This window comes from Marinicauda sp. Alg238-R41 (assembly GCF_947331485.1).
Taxonomy (GTDB): domain Bacteria; phylum Pseudomonadota; class Alphaproteobacteria; order Caulobacterales; family Maricaulaceae; genus Marinicauda; species Marinicauda pacifica.
This window is the reverse complement of record NZ_CAMZOJ010000002.1, coordinates 628,994-644,816: the sequence shown is the minus strand read 5'-3', so window position 1 is coordinate 644,816 and position 15,823 is coordinate 628,994. Positions and strand designations below refer to the sequence as shown.

The 15,823-nt window shown below is 62.4% G+C and carries 12 protein-coding genes; 4 read left to right on the top strand and 8 right to left on the bottom strand.

Annotation, left to right across the window (positions count from 1 at the left end):
• Positions 1–289: 289 nt before the first annotated feature.
• Together PGP17_RS11635 and PGP17_RS11630 are read left to right on the top strand one after the other, a co-directional pair.
• Positions 290–2,368 carry a recombinase family protein gene (locus tag PGP17_RS11635; RefSeq protein ID WP_135943999.1) on the top strand — a complete coding sequence of 693 codons (2,079 nt, stop codon included), beginning with the start codon at positions 290–292 and terminating at the stop codon, positions 2,366–2,368.
• 36 nt (positions 2,369–2,404) lie between these two features.
• Entirely contained in the window at positions 2,405–2,692 is a 288-nt protein-coding gene (locus PGP17_RS11630) for a hypothetical protein (protein WP_270375504.1), read from the top strand.
• A gap of 166 nt (positions 2,693–2,858) precedes the next feature.
• Here the strand turns inward: PGP17_RS11630 and PGP17_RS11625 are convergent, their stop codons facing one another.
• From PGP17_RS11625 to PGP17_RS11595, 7 genes are all read right to left on the bottom strand, one after another.
• Positions 2,859–3,428, bottom strand: a complete 570-nt coding sequence (locus PGP17_RS11625) for a hypothetical protein (protein ID WP_135944000.1) — start codon at positions 3,426–3,428, stop codon at positions 2,859–2,861.
• 353 nt (positions 3,429–3,781) lie between these two features.
• The gene (locus tag PGP17_RS11620) at positions 3,782–6,928 is read right to left on the bottom strand and encodes an efflux RND transporter permease subunit (RefSeq protein WP_270375503.1); all 3,147 of its coding nucleotides are present in this window, start codon (positions 6,926–6,928) and stop codon (positions 3,782–3,784) included.
• Positions 6,928–8,661, bottom strand: a complete 1,734-nt coding sequence (locus tag PGP17_RS11615; RefSeq protein ID WP_270375502.1) for an efflux RND transporter periplasmic adaptor subunit — start codon at positions 8,659–8,661, stop codon at positions 6,928–6,930. The genes PGP17_RS11620 and PGP17_RS11615 overlap by 1 nt, the downstream gene beginning before the upstream one ends.
• The gene (locus PGP17_RS11610) at positions 8,658–9,908 is read right to left on the bottom strand and encodes a TolC family protein (protein WP_270375500.1); all 1,251 of its coding nucleotides are present in this window, start codon (positions 9,906–9,908) and stop codon (positions 8,658–8,660) included. Before PGP17_RS11610 ends, PGP17_RS11615 begins: the two co-directional genes overlap by 4 nt.
• Before the next feature lie 69 nt (positions 9,909–9,977).
• Positions 9,978–10,406 carry a hypothetical protein gene (locus PGP17_RS11605; protein WP_270375499.1) on the bottom strand — a complete coding sequence of 143 codons (429 nt, stop codon included), beginning with the start codon at positions 10,404–10,406 and terminating at the stop codon, positions 9,978–9,980.
• A gap of 71 nt (positions 10,407–10,477) precedes the next feature.
• On the bottom strand, positions 10,478–10,924 hold the full coding sequence (locus tag PGP17_RS11600) for a hypothetical protein (RefSeq protein WP_270375498.1): 447 nt from the start codon (positions 10,922–10,924) through the stop codon (positions 10,478–10,480).
• Between the two features lie 62 nt (positions 10,925–10,986).
• Positions 10,987–12,072, bottom strand: coding sequence for an acyltransferase family protein (locus PGP17_RS11595; protein WP_158291216.1), 1,086 nt, complete (start codon positions 12,070–12,072; stop codon positions 10,987–10,989).
• A gap of 158 nt (positions 12,073–12,230) precedes the next feature.
• On the opposite strand from PGP17_RS11595, the gene PGP17_RS11590 reads away from it, so the two are divergent.
• Together PGP17_RS11590 and PGP17_RS11585 are read left to right on the top strand one after the other, a co-directional pair.
• On the top strand, positions 12,231–12,506 hold the full coding sequence (locus PGP17_RS11590; protein WP_135944007.1) for a DUF5676 family membrane protein: 276 nt from the start codon (positions 12,231–12,233) through the stop codon (positions 12,504–12,506).
• A gap of 336 nt (positions 12,507–12,842) precedes the next feature.
• Positions 12,843–13,949, top strand: coding sequence for an acyltransferase family protein (locus PGP17_RS11585; protein WP_135944008.1), 1,107 nt, complete (start codon positions 12,843–12,845; stop codon positions 13,947–13,949).
• A 572-nt stretch (positions 13,950–14,521) separates the two neighbouring features.
• Here PGP17_RS11585 and PGP17_RS11580 read toward each other — a convergent pair.
• On the bottom strand, positions 14,522–15,799 hold the full coding sequence (locus PGP17_RS11580) for an APC family permease (protein WP_442915158.1): 1,278 nt from the start codon (positions 15,797–15,799) through the stop codon (positions 14,522–14,524).
• Positions 15,800–15,823 lie beyond the last annotated feature (24 nt).

The following is a 15,823-nucleotide window of genomic DNA, read 5'->3' as shown; positions in this document are numbered from 1 at the left end:
AAGTCAATTAGTCTAACTTGACGTCTTTTTGCCGTCGTGATAGCCTTTTGTCGCATTCAAGATTGGCAGCTGGAGAACAGAGATTGACCACGGAGATCGATGTAAGCGGACACGATATGGCCGAGACCTTGCGAAAGGACCGCCGCAGACGCCACGAGGCTGAGCTCAGCGAAGGTATGAGTGACTTGGATGCCATGCTTTTACCCTTCACTCTCGCGGTAGCTCGGCTGTCCGCTCGCGTGCGGCCCGCAGAAACTCGCGCCGAAGCTAACAAGTCGGATCAGAATTAATGCCAAGCTTGCCCCCGCCCGGTAGTCGGGTAGCATTTTACAGCCGCTTCTCCACCGACCGGCAGAAGCAGACGTCCATCGACGGCCAGGAGCGGCTGTGCGCGATCTACAGCAAGGCGCGCAAGTGGGAGGAATACAAGCGGTTCAGCGACGCGGAGCGGTCCGGCACCACGACTATGGGCAGGTCCGGCCTGTTTGAGATGCTGGCGGCGGCTGAGCGCGGCGAATTCGACGTGCTGCTTGTCGAGGACATTGACCGCACCAGCCGCGACGCAGCGGACATGCACCAGATTGCGAAGGAATTGGATGAGCTTGATATCGTTCTGTGCACGGTAGTGAACGGGGTCGTCAGCGACATCGAACTGGCGTTTAAAGCCGTGCAAAACCAGCAATTTATTAAACAAAACATCCAGAAATCCAAGCGCGGGCAGGAGCTGGCGATTAGCCAAGGGCGCATGTCCGGCTCCATTGCGTATGGGTATCGAAAAGTCTTGAAGGTGGATACGCGCGGAGAGGCGATAAACGGGCTCCGCGAAATCGACCCTGAGCAATCAGCAATCGTGCAGCGGATTCACGCGGAATTCGACGCTGGTCGCACCACTTTCGAAATATGTAAGACCTTGAACGCCGAGGGCGTGCCTAGCCCCAAAGGAAAGCAGTGGCGCCCGGGCGGCCTGCTTGGCAACCGTAACGGCGGCTTGGGAATTCTTCGAAACCCAATATACGTAGGCGAATATCATTTCAGAAAGACCAAGCGCAGGCGCCGTAAAGGCCAAATCAAGACGGCTTTCACAGCGGAGGCGGAGCGTATCATAACACAGCACCCCGAACTTCAAATTATCGACAAGAGCGTATGGGACCGCAATCAGGCGCGTCTGGCCGAGCATCTCGACCGGCCCTTCCACCAAAAACGGAAGGTTCAATTCGCCTTTAGCGGCAGAGTTCACTGCGGCGTGTGTGGATCCACCGCCGTCGTCAGCGATGGAAAGTACGTTTGCACCGGTCGTAGGGATAAAGGCATTTGCACTAATTCACGGCGCGTGAATCGTGTTGCGGTCGAAACAACAATTTATCAGAAGCTGAAAACCCATGTCTTGGACACGACAACTCTTGGACAGGCGCTGGACGCTTTTTGCGACGAGGTCGACCGCGCTCAGGAAGACCATTCGGCAAGGTTGGAGACGCAGACCGGCCACCTGAAGGATACCGAGAAGCACATCGGGAATTTGATGAGCCAGCTCTCCAATGCCAGCGAGACGTCTTTCGCAAGTCAGATGCTGCTGGAGGAGCTCGACCGCCTCGGCGCCGAGAAGCGCCGGCTTGAAACGCAGATCAACCGGGCACCGCCGATGGTCGTCGCTGGCGGCACTAATGAAATCATCGCCTCGATTTCGCGCACGCTCGATACTTTGAGTGAGCACCTGCAGGCTGAGGATTCCGAGGCCTCACGTGCCAAGGAGCTTCTACGCGGTTTGATTTCACGTGTCGTATTGAACCCGGTAGGATCGGAGACCGACGGTCGTGGCGCCGGCGATATGAGGGTTACGGTCGAGGGTCCGATCGCCAATCTGATCGATCTCGCCAACATGGACATTGATCGCGTTACCAAGCATGGACATCGGCCGATGTTCGAACTGGGTAACGCGAACATCGTCTGGACCTTCTCCTACGTGCTGGCTTGGCAAGATCCTCGCTTAGCAACGGTGCGCGCCGACCTGCCTATTATCGCGCACCTGCTGGATCATGCCGACAAACCGGTTTCTATGGAGAGGATGGCGGAAGCCCTCGGTGAAGCCTGTCCGACGATCGGTATCGATACCGACCGATCACCGGACCAGCGAGCCCGGAACGCCGTGAGTTATCTCCAGGAGCAAGGCTACACGCGCTGCATCAACATGCGCACCTCCGACACCGGTTATGTTTGGAACGAGCGGGGCCTAACCGACGCTGAGTGGAAGGCGCGCATCGCCCAGCCTCCGATGACGAAGTCCATCCCCCCAATCAGAGTAAGCGCTCCCGAAGCTGTGATCGTGGTCGTCGGTCCCCAGCACTCCTCCAGTGACGAGTCCCACACTTAGCGTTGTGCGCCCTCATCGGTTAATAGCTGCCATCCTTTGGGTGCATTCACCGAGCTGCTGAAATCCGACCATCGCCAGGGGGCAAGCTCAGCCCCAGTAGTTCATGACCCCGCCCGCCAGATTGCCTGCGACCCTGACGCACTCTACGGTGGATGGATGGAAGAAAAAGATGTTTTTGAGTTTCTGACGCGGCTGCAGCAATCCGGCGAACTCGATCCGGCAAAGGCGCCGCTTCGGATCACGCTGGAATTCGGGCTTCCCAAATCCGAAGCGGCAAAGCTGTTCGATCAGTGGAACGAGACCCGGGTCACGCAGCCCGATTGAAGAATATTGGGTCGCTTTGCCGGCGCCTGGGCAGGGACAGGCCCATTTCGGCTAGAACTCTCTATCGGAGCGATAGAACCATCATCACCGCCGACTGTGGGAGTGCCTCAGTGGTTGCCTCACGACGTCACGTCTAGGGAGATGGTGACCTCGGCCCACAAGTGGCTCAGCTTCCAAATAATAGAGAGTACGTTCCACCGGGTGCGCCGACAAGGAGTGGGTAGGGAGTCTGCGTCGTGTTCAACCACGGCACGGCGAGGCCTTCAGGAACGACGTAGGGCTCTCGCCCCGACAGCTTGGAGAAGTCTTCACCGACTCGCGTGAGGATCGGCTGGAAGCGATCCGCCTTGTGGCTGCCGCCTGGCTGCAACGAGTAGGTGCCGCCCAGGAGAATGAGGGATTGCTGTGGAACAGCCTTTACCGTGCCCTTGGGGGTCAAATAGCCGGAGTAAGAGCCCTTGATGCCGGCAACAGGCAGCAATGCGTAATTGGCTCCGATGGGGCGCACCGGAGAAACCTCGCCTCCGCCCATATCGGAATTGAGGTCGAGCTGGAGCAGCTCCACGTGAAAGCCGAAGGAGGTCCTCAGAACCGAGGGCATCGGTAGCTTGATTGAGCGTTCTTCGCCCGTACGCCAGTGCGGAACATTGCTGAAACTCACCTTGGCTCCGAGCAAGCGTGGCAAATAGGCGGCTAGTTCGGCCCGGTCGGGCAGAATGAAGGATTCGATATTCATTTTGTGGGGGCTCGTGGAAAGAGGTTTCGTGGAGTTTGTTCTAGCGTAAATCCTCATAAGTTTCAATAAAATCAAGCACCTTTAGATAAGGGCGAGCTGTTCCTAAGCCGTCATTGCCTTTGCTGTCCAAGCGGTCAGGGGCCGACAAAATTTCTATTTGGCACCCTTGGGCGGGAGACCCGGCTGTTCAAGCACCAGACTTGGAGTCTGGTGCTCCGGGTAGACCCCAGATGTCCAGTCTGGGGGTCTAAACACCATTGGAGCGTAACAAAGGCTCTTCAGCTCGCAGCAATTGCGAGGCAGGCAAGTCCCCTCGCATTGCGGTTGGCCTCAAGATCGCTTGGTTGGCCACTTCAAACGGAACCCACCTGCCGATCTTGTGATCTTAGCGCCAACCGCTGCCAGATCAGGAACGACGCCGGCAGGACCAGCAAAGTCAGTACGGTCGCGCTGGCCATGCCGCCGACCATTGGGGCGGCAATGCGGCGCATGACTTCCGAACCCGCGCCGCTGCCGAACATGATCGGTAACAGACCGACGATGACAGTCGCAACGGTCATGATGATCGGACGAACGCGTAAGAGTGCGCCCTCGATCACCGCCTCGCGGATATCCTGCCCGCTCAGGGACCGGCCCTCTTCGGCGGCGCTCTCTCGATGGCGCGCGAGCGCCTGTTCGAGATAGACGATCATCAGAACGCCGATCTCCACCGCGACACCGGCGAGTGCAATGAAGCCGACCCCGACAGCGACGGACAGATTGTAGCCGAGCAGATCAAGCAGCCAGAGCCCGCCCACGAGCGCGAGCGGGAGTGTACCCATGATCATCAGGACAGGGACGATCCGGCGGAAGCTCAGGAAAAGGAGCAGCAGGATCACCGCGATCGTCACCGGAACGACGAGCGCGAGCTTGGCCTGGGCCCGTTCCATGTACTCGTATTGGCCCGACCAGTTGAGCGAATAGCCCGCAGGAAGATCGACCTGGTCGGCCACGGCCTGGCGAGCCTCGGCCACGTAGGAGCCGATATCGACCCCGGCGATGTCGATATAGATCCAGCCGTTGAGCCGGGCGTTCTCGCTGCGGATCACGCCGGGTCCGTCATCGATCGTGATGTCGGCGACGCGCCCGAGCGGGATTTCCTCGCCCGACGGGGTGACGACGGGAAGCGCTCGCAGATCGGCAACCGAGCCGCGATAGTCCTGCGGATATCGCAGGTTCACCGGATAGCGCTGCAGCCCTTCCACACTCTCGGTGATGGTCATGCCGCCGATCGCGGTACGGATCACGTCGTGCACGTCGGCGATGTTGAGCCCGAAGCGTGCGGCCTCCGCGCGGTTCACGTCGATATCGACGAAACGCCCGCCGGTCACACGTTCGGCATAGACCGAGCTGGTACCCGGCACGGTCTCGATAGCGTCCTCGATTCGTTGGCCGATCTCGGCGATCACCGCGAGATCGGGTCCGGCGACCTTGATGCCGACCGGGGTCTTGATGCCGGTGGCCAGCATGTCGATCCGGTTGCGGATCGGCATGATCCAGACATCGCTTAGACTGGGCACCTCGACCGCCGCGTCGAGTTCCGCGCGGATATCATCGATCGTCATGCCCGGGCGCCATTCTTCGCGCGGGCGCAGCTGGATCGTGGTCTCGATCATGGTCAGCGGCGCGGGATCGGTCGCCGTGTCCGCCCGGCCCGCCTTGCCGTGTGCGGTGAGCACTTCAGGCACGGTCATGATCAGCCGGTTGGTCTGCTGCAGGAGCTCGGCCATCTTGCCCGCAGAGGCAGCCGGATAGGCGCTCGGCATGTACAAGAGGTCGCCCTCGTTCAGATCGGGCATGAACTCGCTGCCGATGCGCGACAGCGGCACGGCTGCGCTGGCGATGGCGAGCGCGGACACCGCGATCATCAGCCAGGGCCGGGCGAGCGCCAGGCCGATGAACGGGCGATAGGCGGCGATCAGCAGGCGGTTGACCGGGTTCTTGCGCTCGGGGACGATCCGGCCGCGGATGAAATAGCCCATCAGCACGGGAACCACCGTGATCGCCAGTCCGGCTGCGGCCGCCATCGCATAGGTCTTGGTGAAGGCCAGCGGACGGAACAGCCGCCCCTCCTGAGCTTCCAGCGCGAAGACGGGAAGGAAGCTGACCACGATGATCATCAGCGAAAAGAAGAGCGCGGGACCGACCTCGGTGGAGGCCTTGGCGACGATGCGCCATCGGTTCTCCCGCGTCAGCGGTTCGCGCTCGATGTGCTTGTGCAGGTTCTCGATCAACACGATCGCCGCATCGACCATCGCGCCGATGGCGATGGCGATGCCGCCGAGCGACATGATGTTCGCATTGATGCCCTGCGCGTTCATGATCACGATCGCGGCGAGGATGCCGAGAGGCAGGCTCAGAACGATCACCAGCGAGGAGCGCAGGTGGAACAGGAAGATCGCGCAGATCAGGGCGACGACGATGAGTTCCTGGATCAGCTTCTTGCCGAGCGAGCTGACCGCACGTTCGATCAGGTCGGCGCGGTTGTAGGTCGTGACGATCTCGACGCCTTCGGGCAGTGAGGCTTCCAGTTCTGACAGGCGTTCCTCGACGCGGCGGATCGTGGCGAGTGCGTTCTCGCCGAAGCGCATGATGACGACGCCCCCGGCCACCTCGCCCTCGCCGTTGAGTTCGCCGATGCCGCGGCGCAGTTCCGGCCCTGTGCGGATCTCGGCGACATCGCCGAGCAGGATCGGCGTGCCGGTGTCGGTGACGCCGAGCGGGATGGCCTCAAGATCCTCGATGCCGGTGATGTAGCCCGAGGCGCGCACCATGTACTCGGCCTCGGCCATCTCGATGACGCGCCCGCCGCTTTCCTGATTGCCGCGCTCGATGGCGGTGCGTACTTGAGAGAGCGGGATCGAATAGGCGCGCAGGCGCTCGGGATCGGCGACGACCTGGTACTGGCGCACCATGCCGCCGATGGCCGCGACCTCGGACACGCCCTCAATCGTCTGAAGCTCGTATTTGAGAAACCAGTCCTGGATCGAGCGCAGTTCGGAAAGATCGTGCCCGCCGGTCCGGTCCACGAGGGCGTACTGATAGATCCAGCCCACCCCCGTCGCATCCGGGCCGAGCGCGGTGGTGGCGCTGTCGGGCAAGGTCGGGGCGACCTGGGAGAGGTATTCGAGCACGCGCGAGCGGGCCCAGTAGAGATCGGTCCCGTCCTCGAAGATCACGTAGACATAGCTGTCGTTGAAGAAGGAATAGCCGCGCACCGTCACCGCGCCGGGCACGGCGAGCATTGCGGTGGTCAGCGGATAGGTGACCTGGTCCTCCACGACCTGCGGCGCCTGGCCGGGATAGGTCGTCTTGACGATGACCTGCACGTCGGATAGGTCCGGAATCGCATCGAGCGGCGTTCGCGAGAGCGAGTACGCGCCGTAACCGGTCAGGATCGCGGCGAGGAGAAGAACGATCAGCCGGTTGGCGATCGACCAGCGGATAAGGGAGGCGATCATTAGCGCTGCCCCCCATTGCCGGCTTCGCCGTCCACCGGCGTGATATCGGTGATCATCCAGGCGCCTTCCGGCGTCTCGACCATCTCGAATTCGACCCGGTCACCCTGGTCAATCCGGCCCGGATCGAGGTCCTCGGCGAGCTCGAACGACATGTTCATCGCCGGCCACCCGATCTCGGGGATCGGGTCATGGGCAAGGCGGATCATGCCTTGATCGCCCATGATCGCTTCGACCGTTCCCGTGCCCTGGACGGCGTCTTCGCCCACCGGTGCGATACCGGTGATGATCCAGGTGCCGTCGGCGGTTTCGACCATTTCGAACTCGACCCGGTCTCCTGGCGTTACCGGGCCGAGATCAACGGCGGGCGCGACGTCGAATCCCATCACCATTTCGGGCCATCCGATTGCCGGGATCGGGTCGTGGGCAAGGCGGATCATGCCTTGATCGGGCATGACGCTTTCGACAATTCCCGTCACCTGAATGGCTTCGGGTTCGGCGGGTTCCTCCGTCTCGCGCATATTTTCCGGCGGGGTCATGCGCAGCATCGCGCCCTGCAGGTTCGCCTCGGAATCGATCAAGAACTGGGCGGACACCACGACGCGCTCGCCGGGGGCAAGGCCTTCGATGATTTCTACCCGGCCACCGGTCTCGATGCCGGGCACAACGCGAGCCGGACGGTAGCGCCCCTCGCCCAGCGCAAGGATCACCCGGTCGGACTGGCGGGTGCGGATCAGTGCTTCGCGCGGGATGTGGATCACATCGAGACGCGGGGCCGCCTCGATGGCGACGTTGACATAGCTGTTGGGACGAAGCGTGCGCTCCGGGTTCTCGAAGCGCATGCGCACCGGCACCGAGCGGCTATCGGGATTGATGGTGGGGTAGACATATTCCACCTCGCCCTCCCAGACCCGGCCGGGCTGGTCGGGAGTGCGCATCGAGACCTCCTGACCGGGCGCGACGGCCTGGACCTCGTCCTGAAACAAGTCGGCGACGACCCAGACCTGAGACAGATCGGTGATGGTCATCAGGCGGTTGCCCGGCTGGACGTGCTGGCCCTCGCGCACGCCGATCTCCAACACCGTTCCATCCTGGCCGGCGCGCACATCGACGAGCCGGCTCGGCTCGCCGGACCGGGCCACCGCCTCGATCTGGCCTCGCGTCATTCCGAGCGCGATGAGGCGAGCGCGGGCCGACTGGATCAGCGCTTCACGGCCGAGCCGGCGCGCCTGCAGGAACTCGCTCTGCGCGGTCAGGATGGCCGGCGCATACATGCTGAAGAGAAGATCGCCGCGCTCCACGACATCGCCGACAGCCGCGACGGGAAGACGCTCGATCCAGCCTTCGGCACGTACGTCCACGACGCTGGTCAGGTCGTCGACCGGGCGGACATAGCCCACGGTTTCGACGCGCCGGGACAGCGCGCCCTGTTCCACTTCTGCTGTGCGTACGCCGATATTGTTGGCCACGGTGGGGTTGATGCGAACGACGCCCTCCTCGGCGTCGCCCGCCTCCTCGCCGGCATAGACCGGGACGAGGTCCATGCCCATCGGCGACTGGCCCGGCTGATCGCGCCGATAGCTCGGATCCATGGGTGCGACCCAGTAGAGGATGTCCGGCTCGCCATCGCCCGCCGGACCATCACCGGCCGGAGCCAGGAAAAAGACAGCGGACGCGCCGAGAAGGACGCCGCCGGCAAGAAGCCCGGCGCCTGCGATGAAATTACGCATATTCATTGGATATCTCCGGCGAGATAGAGGAGGCCGACCTCGGCCTTGAGGGCGTCGACGTGCAGGCGCAGAAGCGCGAGTTCGGCGTCAAGAAGAGCCAGTTCGGCGCGGACCAGTTCGGGAAAGTCCGCCTGTCCGTTTTCGTAGGCGGTCATCACCGCCTCGGCGGTCTCGCGCGCATTGGGAAGGACATCGCGCTCGTACAAGGCGATGGACGCCTCGCGGCTGGAACGGTCGGACAAAAGTCGCTCCCATTCGCGGCGCAGGTCCAGCAAGAGGGCGCGGCGTTCGAGCTCCTCGGCAGAGCGCGCTTCGCGTGCGCTGGTCACCCCCGCCTCGCGTGCATCGCGGTTGAAGAGCGGGATTTCGACGCTCACCCCGACGCTCGCGAAGTCCGACCGGCTGTCACGTACGCCATATCCGGCGTCGACCGACCAGGCCGGTTTGAAGGCTTGGCGGGCCAGATCGATCTCGCGCTCGCCGGCGCGGATCTCCGCGTCCTGAACGGCGACCGAAGGATGCCGGGCCAACACGGCTTCGATGGCCTCGGCCTGCGGCAGGGCGGGCAGGTGCGGAAGCCCGCCGGCCAAGGGGCGGTGAGCGGCTTCGCCGAGATAGCGGGCCAAGCGCGTGCGCGCGTGGTGGGCGAACCGGTCGATATCGACGAGCCGGGTATCGAGAACCGCGGTTTCCAGGTCGACGCGGATCACGTCGGCCGCGTTCGACCGGCCGGTGGCGAAGGTCGCGAGCGCGATCTCGCCGAGCTGGCGCAGCTCGTCGCGGCGCTGGCTTGTGAGTTGTCCGGCCTGTTCCCAGTAAAAGGCGTCGAGCCAGCTCTCTCGAACCTCGCGCCGGATCTCGCTTTGCCGCAGAACGCCGCGAGCCTCGGCACCGTCGGCCTGCGCAGCGCGGCGGGCCTGGCGAAGTTCGCCGGTCTCGCCGCGCAGGAAACTCTGGCGTACCCGCACCTCGCCCTGCGTCATCGCCTCGCGGTTCAGGTCGAAATCGTCGAGCCGCATATTGTTGGCGGCGATCCGGATCGAGGGATCGGGCCGGGAATTCTCCGACTCGCCGAGCGCTTCGAGCGAGGCCGAGCGTTGCCGCCAGGCGAGCACGCCCGGTTCCTCGCTGCGCTCGGAGATGAGGACCGCCTCGGCGAGGCTCAGCGGCGCGCCCGGTTGGGGGCCGTGCTGAGCGCCTGCCGACGCAGTCGCTACGGCTGCAAGCGCCGCCGCAAAAATTGGGAATTTCACTGGGATGTCTCCACACATTCACTTTTCGCAAAACGGCGCCGGTCGTCAGACCGGACCCGGCTCGAAAAGCTAGGCGCGCGGAGGTCGTTTCAGCCCGTCAAGCAGAGCGGACGCGTGAGGCGAGGTGTAGCGGGCCGCCCCGTGATCCAGGGGGATTGCAAGCGCGGAGTCCTCGCCACCCAATGTCAGAATGGCGGTTGCGGGCGCACAGGAGATCATCATCGCACAGCTCGCCTCGTCACAGATATGGTCAGCACCGGCAGCCATGGAGGCGGCCTGCTCTTCCATCTCTGCGGACATGGCGTCCATGCAGCACATCTCGTCATGATGGGCCGGGCCGCAGGCCTCCGGCTCATGGCCGACCTGCGCGAGCGCGGGCGAGGACAGGACCAGGACGAGCGAAATCACCGCCAGCGCAAATGCGGCGATGCTCGATCTCACATTAATCCATGCGACATGCGTCAAAGCATTGTCCTGATCGCGGTTGCGGCTCATCATCCAGTACATAGCGCGCTGTCAGCGTTAAATCAAGTGTTGCTACCTGTTTTCGCGACGGCAGTCGACCTTGGCTACTCCCCGCCGCCGACGTTGGCGGAGCCTTCCATCATCTCCTGGCGCGCCATCATCTGCTCCATCATGTCCTGCATCATCGACATGCGCTGGCTGCAATGCTCCATCATGTCCCCTTGATCGTCGTGGTCCATCATGGCGCCCATGCGGCTCTGCATCTGCTCGCGATGCTCGGCCATCAAGCGACGGCGTTCTTCGGGATCGTCGGTATTGCGTGCCTCGTCCATCAGGCTACGCATGCGCGTCATGTGCTCGTGGTGACCGGTCATGTCCATTTCGCCCATCATCATGGGCCGATGTGCGCCGCGATCGCCATGGGAGCTCTGTGTCGTGCTCTCCGCGCCGTGGTGCGCGCCATGATCCCCATCGGCATCGGGTTGCTGGCCGAATGCGGCTCCGCCAAGCAGGGCGGAGGCGGCGATGGCAGTTATCCAAATCTGTTTCATCGGATCGTCTCCTGTCGAGATCGCTTGCTTCAAACTCAGTACGCACTGAAGCCGTCATTCCCTCACCGGATGCGGTGCATCAGCTTGAAAATTGTTCTGGGCTCGCGCAGCAGCGCGCCGAGTAGCGATTTCTGGCCAAGGCTCGGCTTTTCTATCCAATACCAGGAGATCGCGGCGATCGCCGCGGTGGCAGGGATCGTGAAGGCCCCAACGGTCCAGGGGTCCGCTTCCGGCTCGGCAAGCAGCACGAGCTGCATAATCGGATAGTGCCAGATATAGATGCCATACGACCAATCTGGGACGGCGCTCCATGTCGGCGCCCCGCCGAACCGCGCGAACGCCACCCAGAAAAGGAGCGAGCCGATCGCGAGGTTGAGAAAGAGTTCAGCGAGAGGCGCCTCCCCCAGGAACAGCCAAAGCGGAAGGGCCGCGATCGCAGCCCATGGCAGAACAGGAAGCCGCTCGCGCCACAAATATACGACCATGCCTAAAGTGAAAGCCGCCGACAGGCGCGCCGCGCTCGTAAACAGGGCCGGAGCCTCGGGCCAGGTTGTCTGGATGAGCAGATACGCAAGGTTGGCGATCGCGAAATATACGAGCGCGGCGACACGGCCCCAGGGAAGAGGCGTGAAGAACAACAGGGCGGCGGCGATATAGGCGATAACCTCATAACGCAGCGTCCAGAGCGTGGCCGAGAACTCACCCCGCCAGGGATGATCCGGGAAGATGCCGGCCGGACCTTGCGATGTGTCGAGAAATGCCAACACCTGGAACGGGTACGTCCAGGTCTGCGGAGCCGTCCAGTAGGCTGCCTGAGACAGGCCGGTCGCTACAGGGCCAACAAAAAACACCGCGATCGCTGAAAGAAATACCAGAGCCGGCATGAGGCGCAGAATGCGCGACGCCGCATAGGTGAAGGGATCCGCGCGATGCTCGAGGCTGTTGGCAATCAGGAACCCGGATAGAACGAAGAAGCCGTTCACCGCGGCATAGCTTATGGACCATGCGTTGATCGCCATAGGTGGTGGAGGAAGTGGTCCTTGCGTCACGATCACCGCGTGCTCAAGGAGCACGGCACTTGCGAGAGCAAGACGGATCAGGGTGAAGCGATTGTCCCGCCCGGTGAAAGCCGCACCGATCGTTCTCAAGGAATGCCCCCCGCAAATCCGGTTACCGACCGACTACGCGCACGGCGCCCGGTTCCCTCACGGCCTCATGTCAAACCGAGGGATTTCCTGCGCCGGATCGTATCCGGGTCGTGGCTGTCACTGATCATGGCAGATCGAATCTGGATGGAGATTTCGAAATGAAGGATACCGACCTCGCGAAACCGTTGAGCATGAAGGTAACAGGCCTCTCACTGTCGGCCTTCCTCCTGGTGACCTACCTGCTTTGTATTGGCTTCGGGCTCGTCATGCCGGAGCGCTTTCATATGCACGAAGCGTGGGCGCCCTTGCTTCCCGGCTTTGAATGGCTGACCTGGACCGGTTTCTTCTTCGGCGCAGCCGGCGCCTATCTCTATGGCTGGTATATCGCGGTCGTGTTTGTTCCACTCTGGCGCTTTTTCTCAAGGCGCACTTAGGCGCGGTTGACTAGGTAGTTCATCTTTGTGGTTGCTACCGCGGGAGGCATTGAAAAATGCTCGCCCCTGGTCCGTCATTAATCGTCTTTCCGAGACCGCCCACCAAAAAATGCGTTTCTGAACCATGCTTCGACCGCATTAAGAATCCGCGGCGTCAATAGCCGACAATGAGCCTGCGAATTCATCGCCTTTCCGAGGGCACAGAAGAATGTGTCGGCACGCCATCTCAATCCTGAGGCCCGACGCGCATTGGCTCCGATGGCCCAAGATTTGCTGGAAGCCCATCATATACCGTCCGCTCGGGACGATATGCGCCACCAAGGGACATGATCGGCTTTGCGTAACTCTCGCGACCCATCCATCGATACCCTGCGGGGCCTAGCCTGCCTGCTGCTTGTCGCGCTGCACGTGATCGGAGAGGCGCCCAGTCAAGGGCTCCGGGTCCTCGACGATCACCCATTAGCGCTTTTCGCACAGCTCTTCTTTCACCTTCGCATGCCACTCTTTGCAATGTTGTCCGGCTTTGTCTATGCGGCGCGGCCGGTACAGCCGGGCCAAGTAGGCACATTCACACGGGGAAAGGCGCGCCGTTTGGTCGCTCCGTTCGTATTCGCTGCAACGACATTCGCCCTGATCATGACGGTAACGAGCGGGTCCTGGGCCATCGAGCCGGCACGCTTCTGGACAATTTATCTTCAGCCCTATGCTCAGTTCTGGTTCCTGCAGGCTCTGATCTTGATCTTTTGCGCCGTCGCATTCGTCGACCTCGCTTTGCCGCGTCGGCCTCAAACAGCAGCCTTCGTTTTCCTGGCGGTGAGCGCGTCGGCCTTCCTCTCGCCGCTGGGGCGCGGGGTGGAGTGGATGTCGCTGGACCGAGCCATCTATCTCGCGCCGTTCTTCGGTTTCGGACTGATTATGGCCCGGCTGGAATCGCCTTCGGTAAGGCGCGTCGCGCTTGTCGGCGTAGCGCTCGCACTTGTGCTGTTTGCATTTCACGCCCTAACGGTCTTTGCCGGACCGGATCGCGATATTGCCCGGCGAACGGGTCTGGCACTGGGCCTCGGTCTCACGCTCAGCGGCACGCTACTCGCCTTTCGCTTCACCATTCGTCCGTTTGCCCGGATCGGGACCTATTCGTTCAGCATCTATCTCTACCACCTGTTCGCAGTGATGAGCCTGCAGCTAGCTTATCAGCTGCTTACCCGGCCCGATCCGTATATTGGCCTCGCGCTTGGCTTGGCTGCCGGCATAGCGATACCGATTCTACTGCACGAAATTGTGCTACGCCTCGGCGGAGGCGCGTCCTTCATGCTGCTGGGATTGCGTTCTGCAAGTTGGAGAGAGAAGCAGGGGGCTGCCGCCGCGATTGAACCTCCGTCGAGCAAATCGCAGGGATTCTCGGTGGAGAAGCCTCCAACCACAAAACCTATGATATCGTGGTGAAGTAGCTTTAAAATCCGATCCCAGGGGTGAGGCGGTCGCGCAGCGAACGGAGCCGATTATGGCGGGATTGTTCTGTCTTGATGACGATCAATGGCCGGCGGTCCGGCCGCACCTTTCCACGCGTAAGTGACCCGGCGGGTAATCTCGCGCATCTTCCATGTCCTCAAATCGGGTTGCCTGTGGTGTGATTGCCCCGCCCGAGTACGGGCAGTAGACAACCATCTACAACCGCTTCGACCGATGGTCCCGGCGCCGCTTCTGGACAGGCCTTCTTGCAGTGCTGGCCTCCAGTGGCACATTGCGGAAAAGGGGGGCGAAAAATTAGGCGATCGCGCCATCGCGGGGCGGTCAGACCTCCAAGATCCATGCACTCACCGACACGCTAGGCCGGCCCTACGCGCTCGTACTTACCGTCGGCAACGTGCCGGACACCCGAGCCACACCCGCCCTGATCTCATACGCCGGCTTGCCCGCCCATCTCAGCCACATTCCTGTTGGCTGTCGCGCCTGGCGACCCTCATTGCCTACTGGCAATGAATGAGGAGCCTAAGTCAGATGCTTAGTGGGTCTGCCTAGGTCTCGGTTCTATTCGGCGGCGCGCGTCGGACGAGATAAACCTTCTCGAAGACGAAGATCGCGGCGATGCCGCCGGCCGAGACCGCGATGATGAACGGATCGCTCAGCAGCTTCATGATGACGAAGGCGCCCAGCGCGATCAGATCGAACAGGATGGCGGCGACCAGGACGACCGGGTTGGCGCCGACATCCTCGCGCATTCGGCGCAAGACACCCCAGTGGATGATGACGTCCATCACCAGATAGAAGATCGCGCCCATCGAGGCGATGCGGCCCAGATCGAAGAAGGCCGCGAGCACGCCGGCCGCCACGACCGTGTAAACCAGGGTGTGCTGCTGGATATGGCCCGGCATGCCGAAATGGCTGTGCGGGATGAGCTTCATGTCGGTGAGCATCGCGATCATGCGCGACACCGCGAAGATGCTGGCGATAACGCCGGACGCGGTCGCGACGATGGCGAGCAGAACGGTGAACCAGACCCCGGCTTCACCCACGGCCGGACGCGCCGCCTCGGCCAGGGAATAGTCGCGCGCGGCCACGATCTCGTCGATGGAGAGGGTCGAGCCCACCGCCCAGGCGACCAGCATGTAGACCACCAGGCAGATGACAAGCGCGATCATGATCGCGCGCCCGACATTGCGGTGGGGATTGGCGATCTCCGCGCCGCTATTGGTGATCGTGGTAAAGCCCTTGTAGGCGAGGATGGCCAGCGCCACCCCGGCCAGGAAGCCCATGATCGAGGCGTCCGCGCCATCGCTCGCCCGGGCTGGCTGGAAGCTGAACCCGGCAGCAGCCAGCGCGACGAGTGCGAAGACAAGGATGCCGCCGATCTTTGCAATCGCGGCCGCCTTGGATATCCCGCCGACAAGCCGGTTGCCCGCGATATTGACCAGGAAGGCGAACACGATCAGTCCCAGCGCGAGGATCGGCACGAAGACCGGGTGCGGATCGCCGGGGAAGAGCTGCAGGGTGTAGGTGGCGAAGGTGCGCGCCACCAAGCTCTCGTTGATGATCATCGAGAACGCCATCAGGAGCGCAGCACCGCCGGTGATCGTGGCCGGCCCGTAGGCCTTGTTCAGGATCATCGCGATCCCGCCCGCGGAGGGGTATTTGTTCGAGACCTTGATATAGGTATAGGCGCTGAACGCGCTGATCACGGCGGCGACCAGGAAGGCCAGCGGAAAGAGGGGTCCGGCGAACTGGGCGATCTGCCCGGTCAGGGCGAAAATGCCCGCCCCGATCATGACGCCGGTGCCCATCGCCACCGCACCCATCAGGGTCAGGCTGTTCTGGGCGTA

What these genes read in the sequence shown, in the direction of transcription:
- PGP17_RS11635 (WP_135943999.1), top strand. Translation starts at nt 290, where the DNA reads ATGCCAAGCTTGCCCCCGCCCGGTAGTCGGGTAGCATTTTACAGCCGC.
- PGP17_RS11625 (WP_135944000.1), bottom strand. Translation starts at nt 3,428, where the DNA reads ATGAATATCGAATCCTTCATTCTGCCCGACCGGGCCGAACTAGCCGCC.
- PGP17_RS11620 (WP_270375503.1), bottom strand. Translation starts at nt 6,928, where the DNA reads ATGATCGCCTCCCTTATCCGCTGGTCGATCGCCAACCGGCTGATCGTT.
- PGP17_RS11615 (WP_270375502.1), bottom strand. Translation starts at nt 8,661, where the DNA reads ATGAATATGCGTAATTTCATCGCAGGCGCCGGGCTTCTTGCCGGCGGC.
- PGP17_RS11605 (WP_270375499.1), bottom strand. Translation starts at nt 10,406, where the DNA reads ATGATGAGCCGCAACCGCGATCAGGACAATGCTTTGACGCATGTCGCA.
- PGP17_RS11600 (WP_270375498.1), bottom strand. Translation starts at nt 10,924, where the DNA reads ATGAAACAGATTTGGATAACTGCCATCGCCGCCTCCGCCCTGCTTGGC.
- PGP17_RS11590 (WP_135944007.1), top strand. Translation starts at nt 12,231, where the DNA reads ATGAAGGATACCGACCTCGCGAAACCGTTGAGCATGAAGGTAACAGGC.
- PGP17_RS11580 (WP_442915158.1), bottom strand. Translation starts at nt 15,799, where the DNA reads ATGGGTGCGGTGGCGATGGGCACCGGCGTCATGATCGGGGCGGGCATT.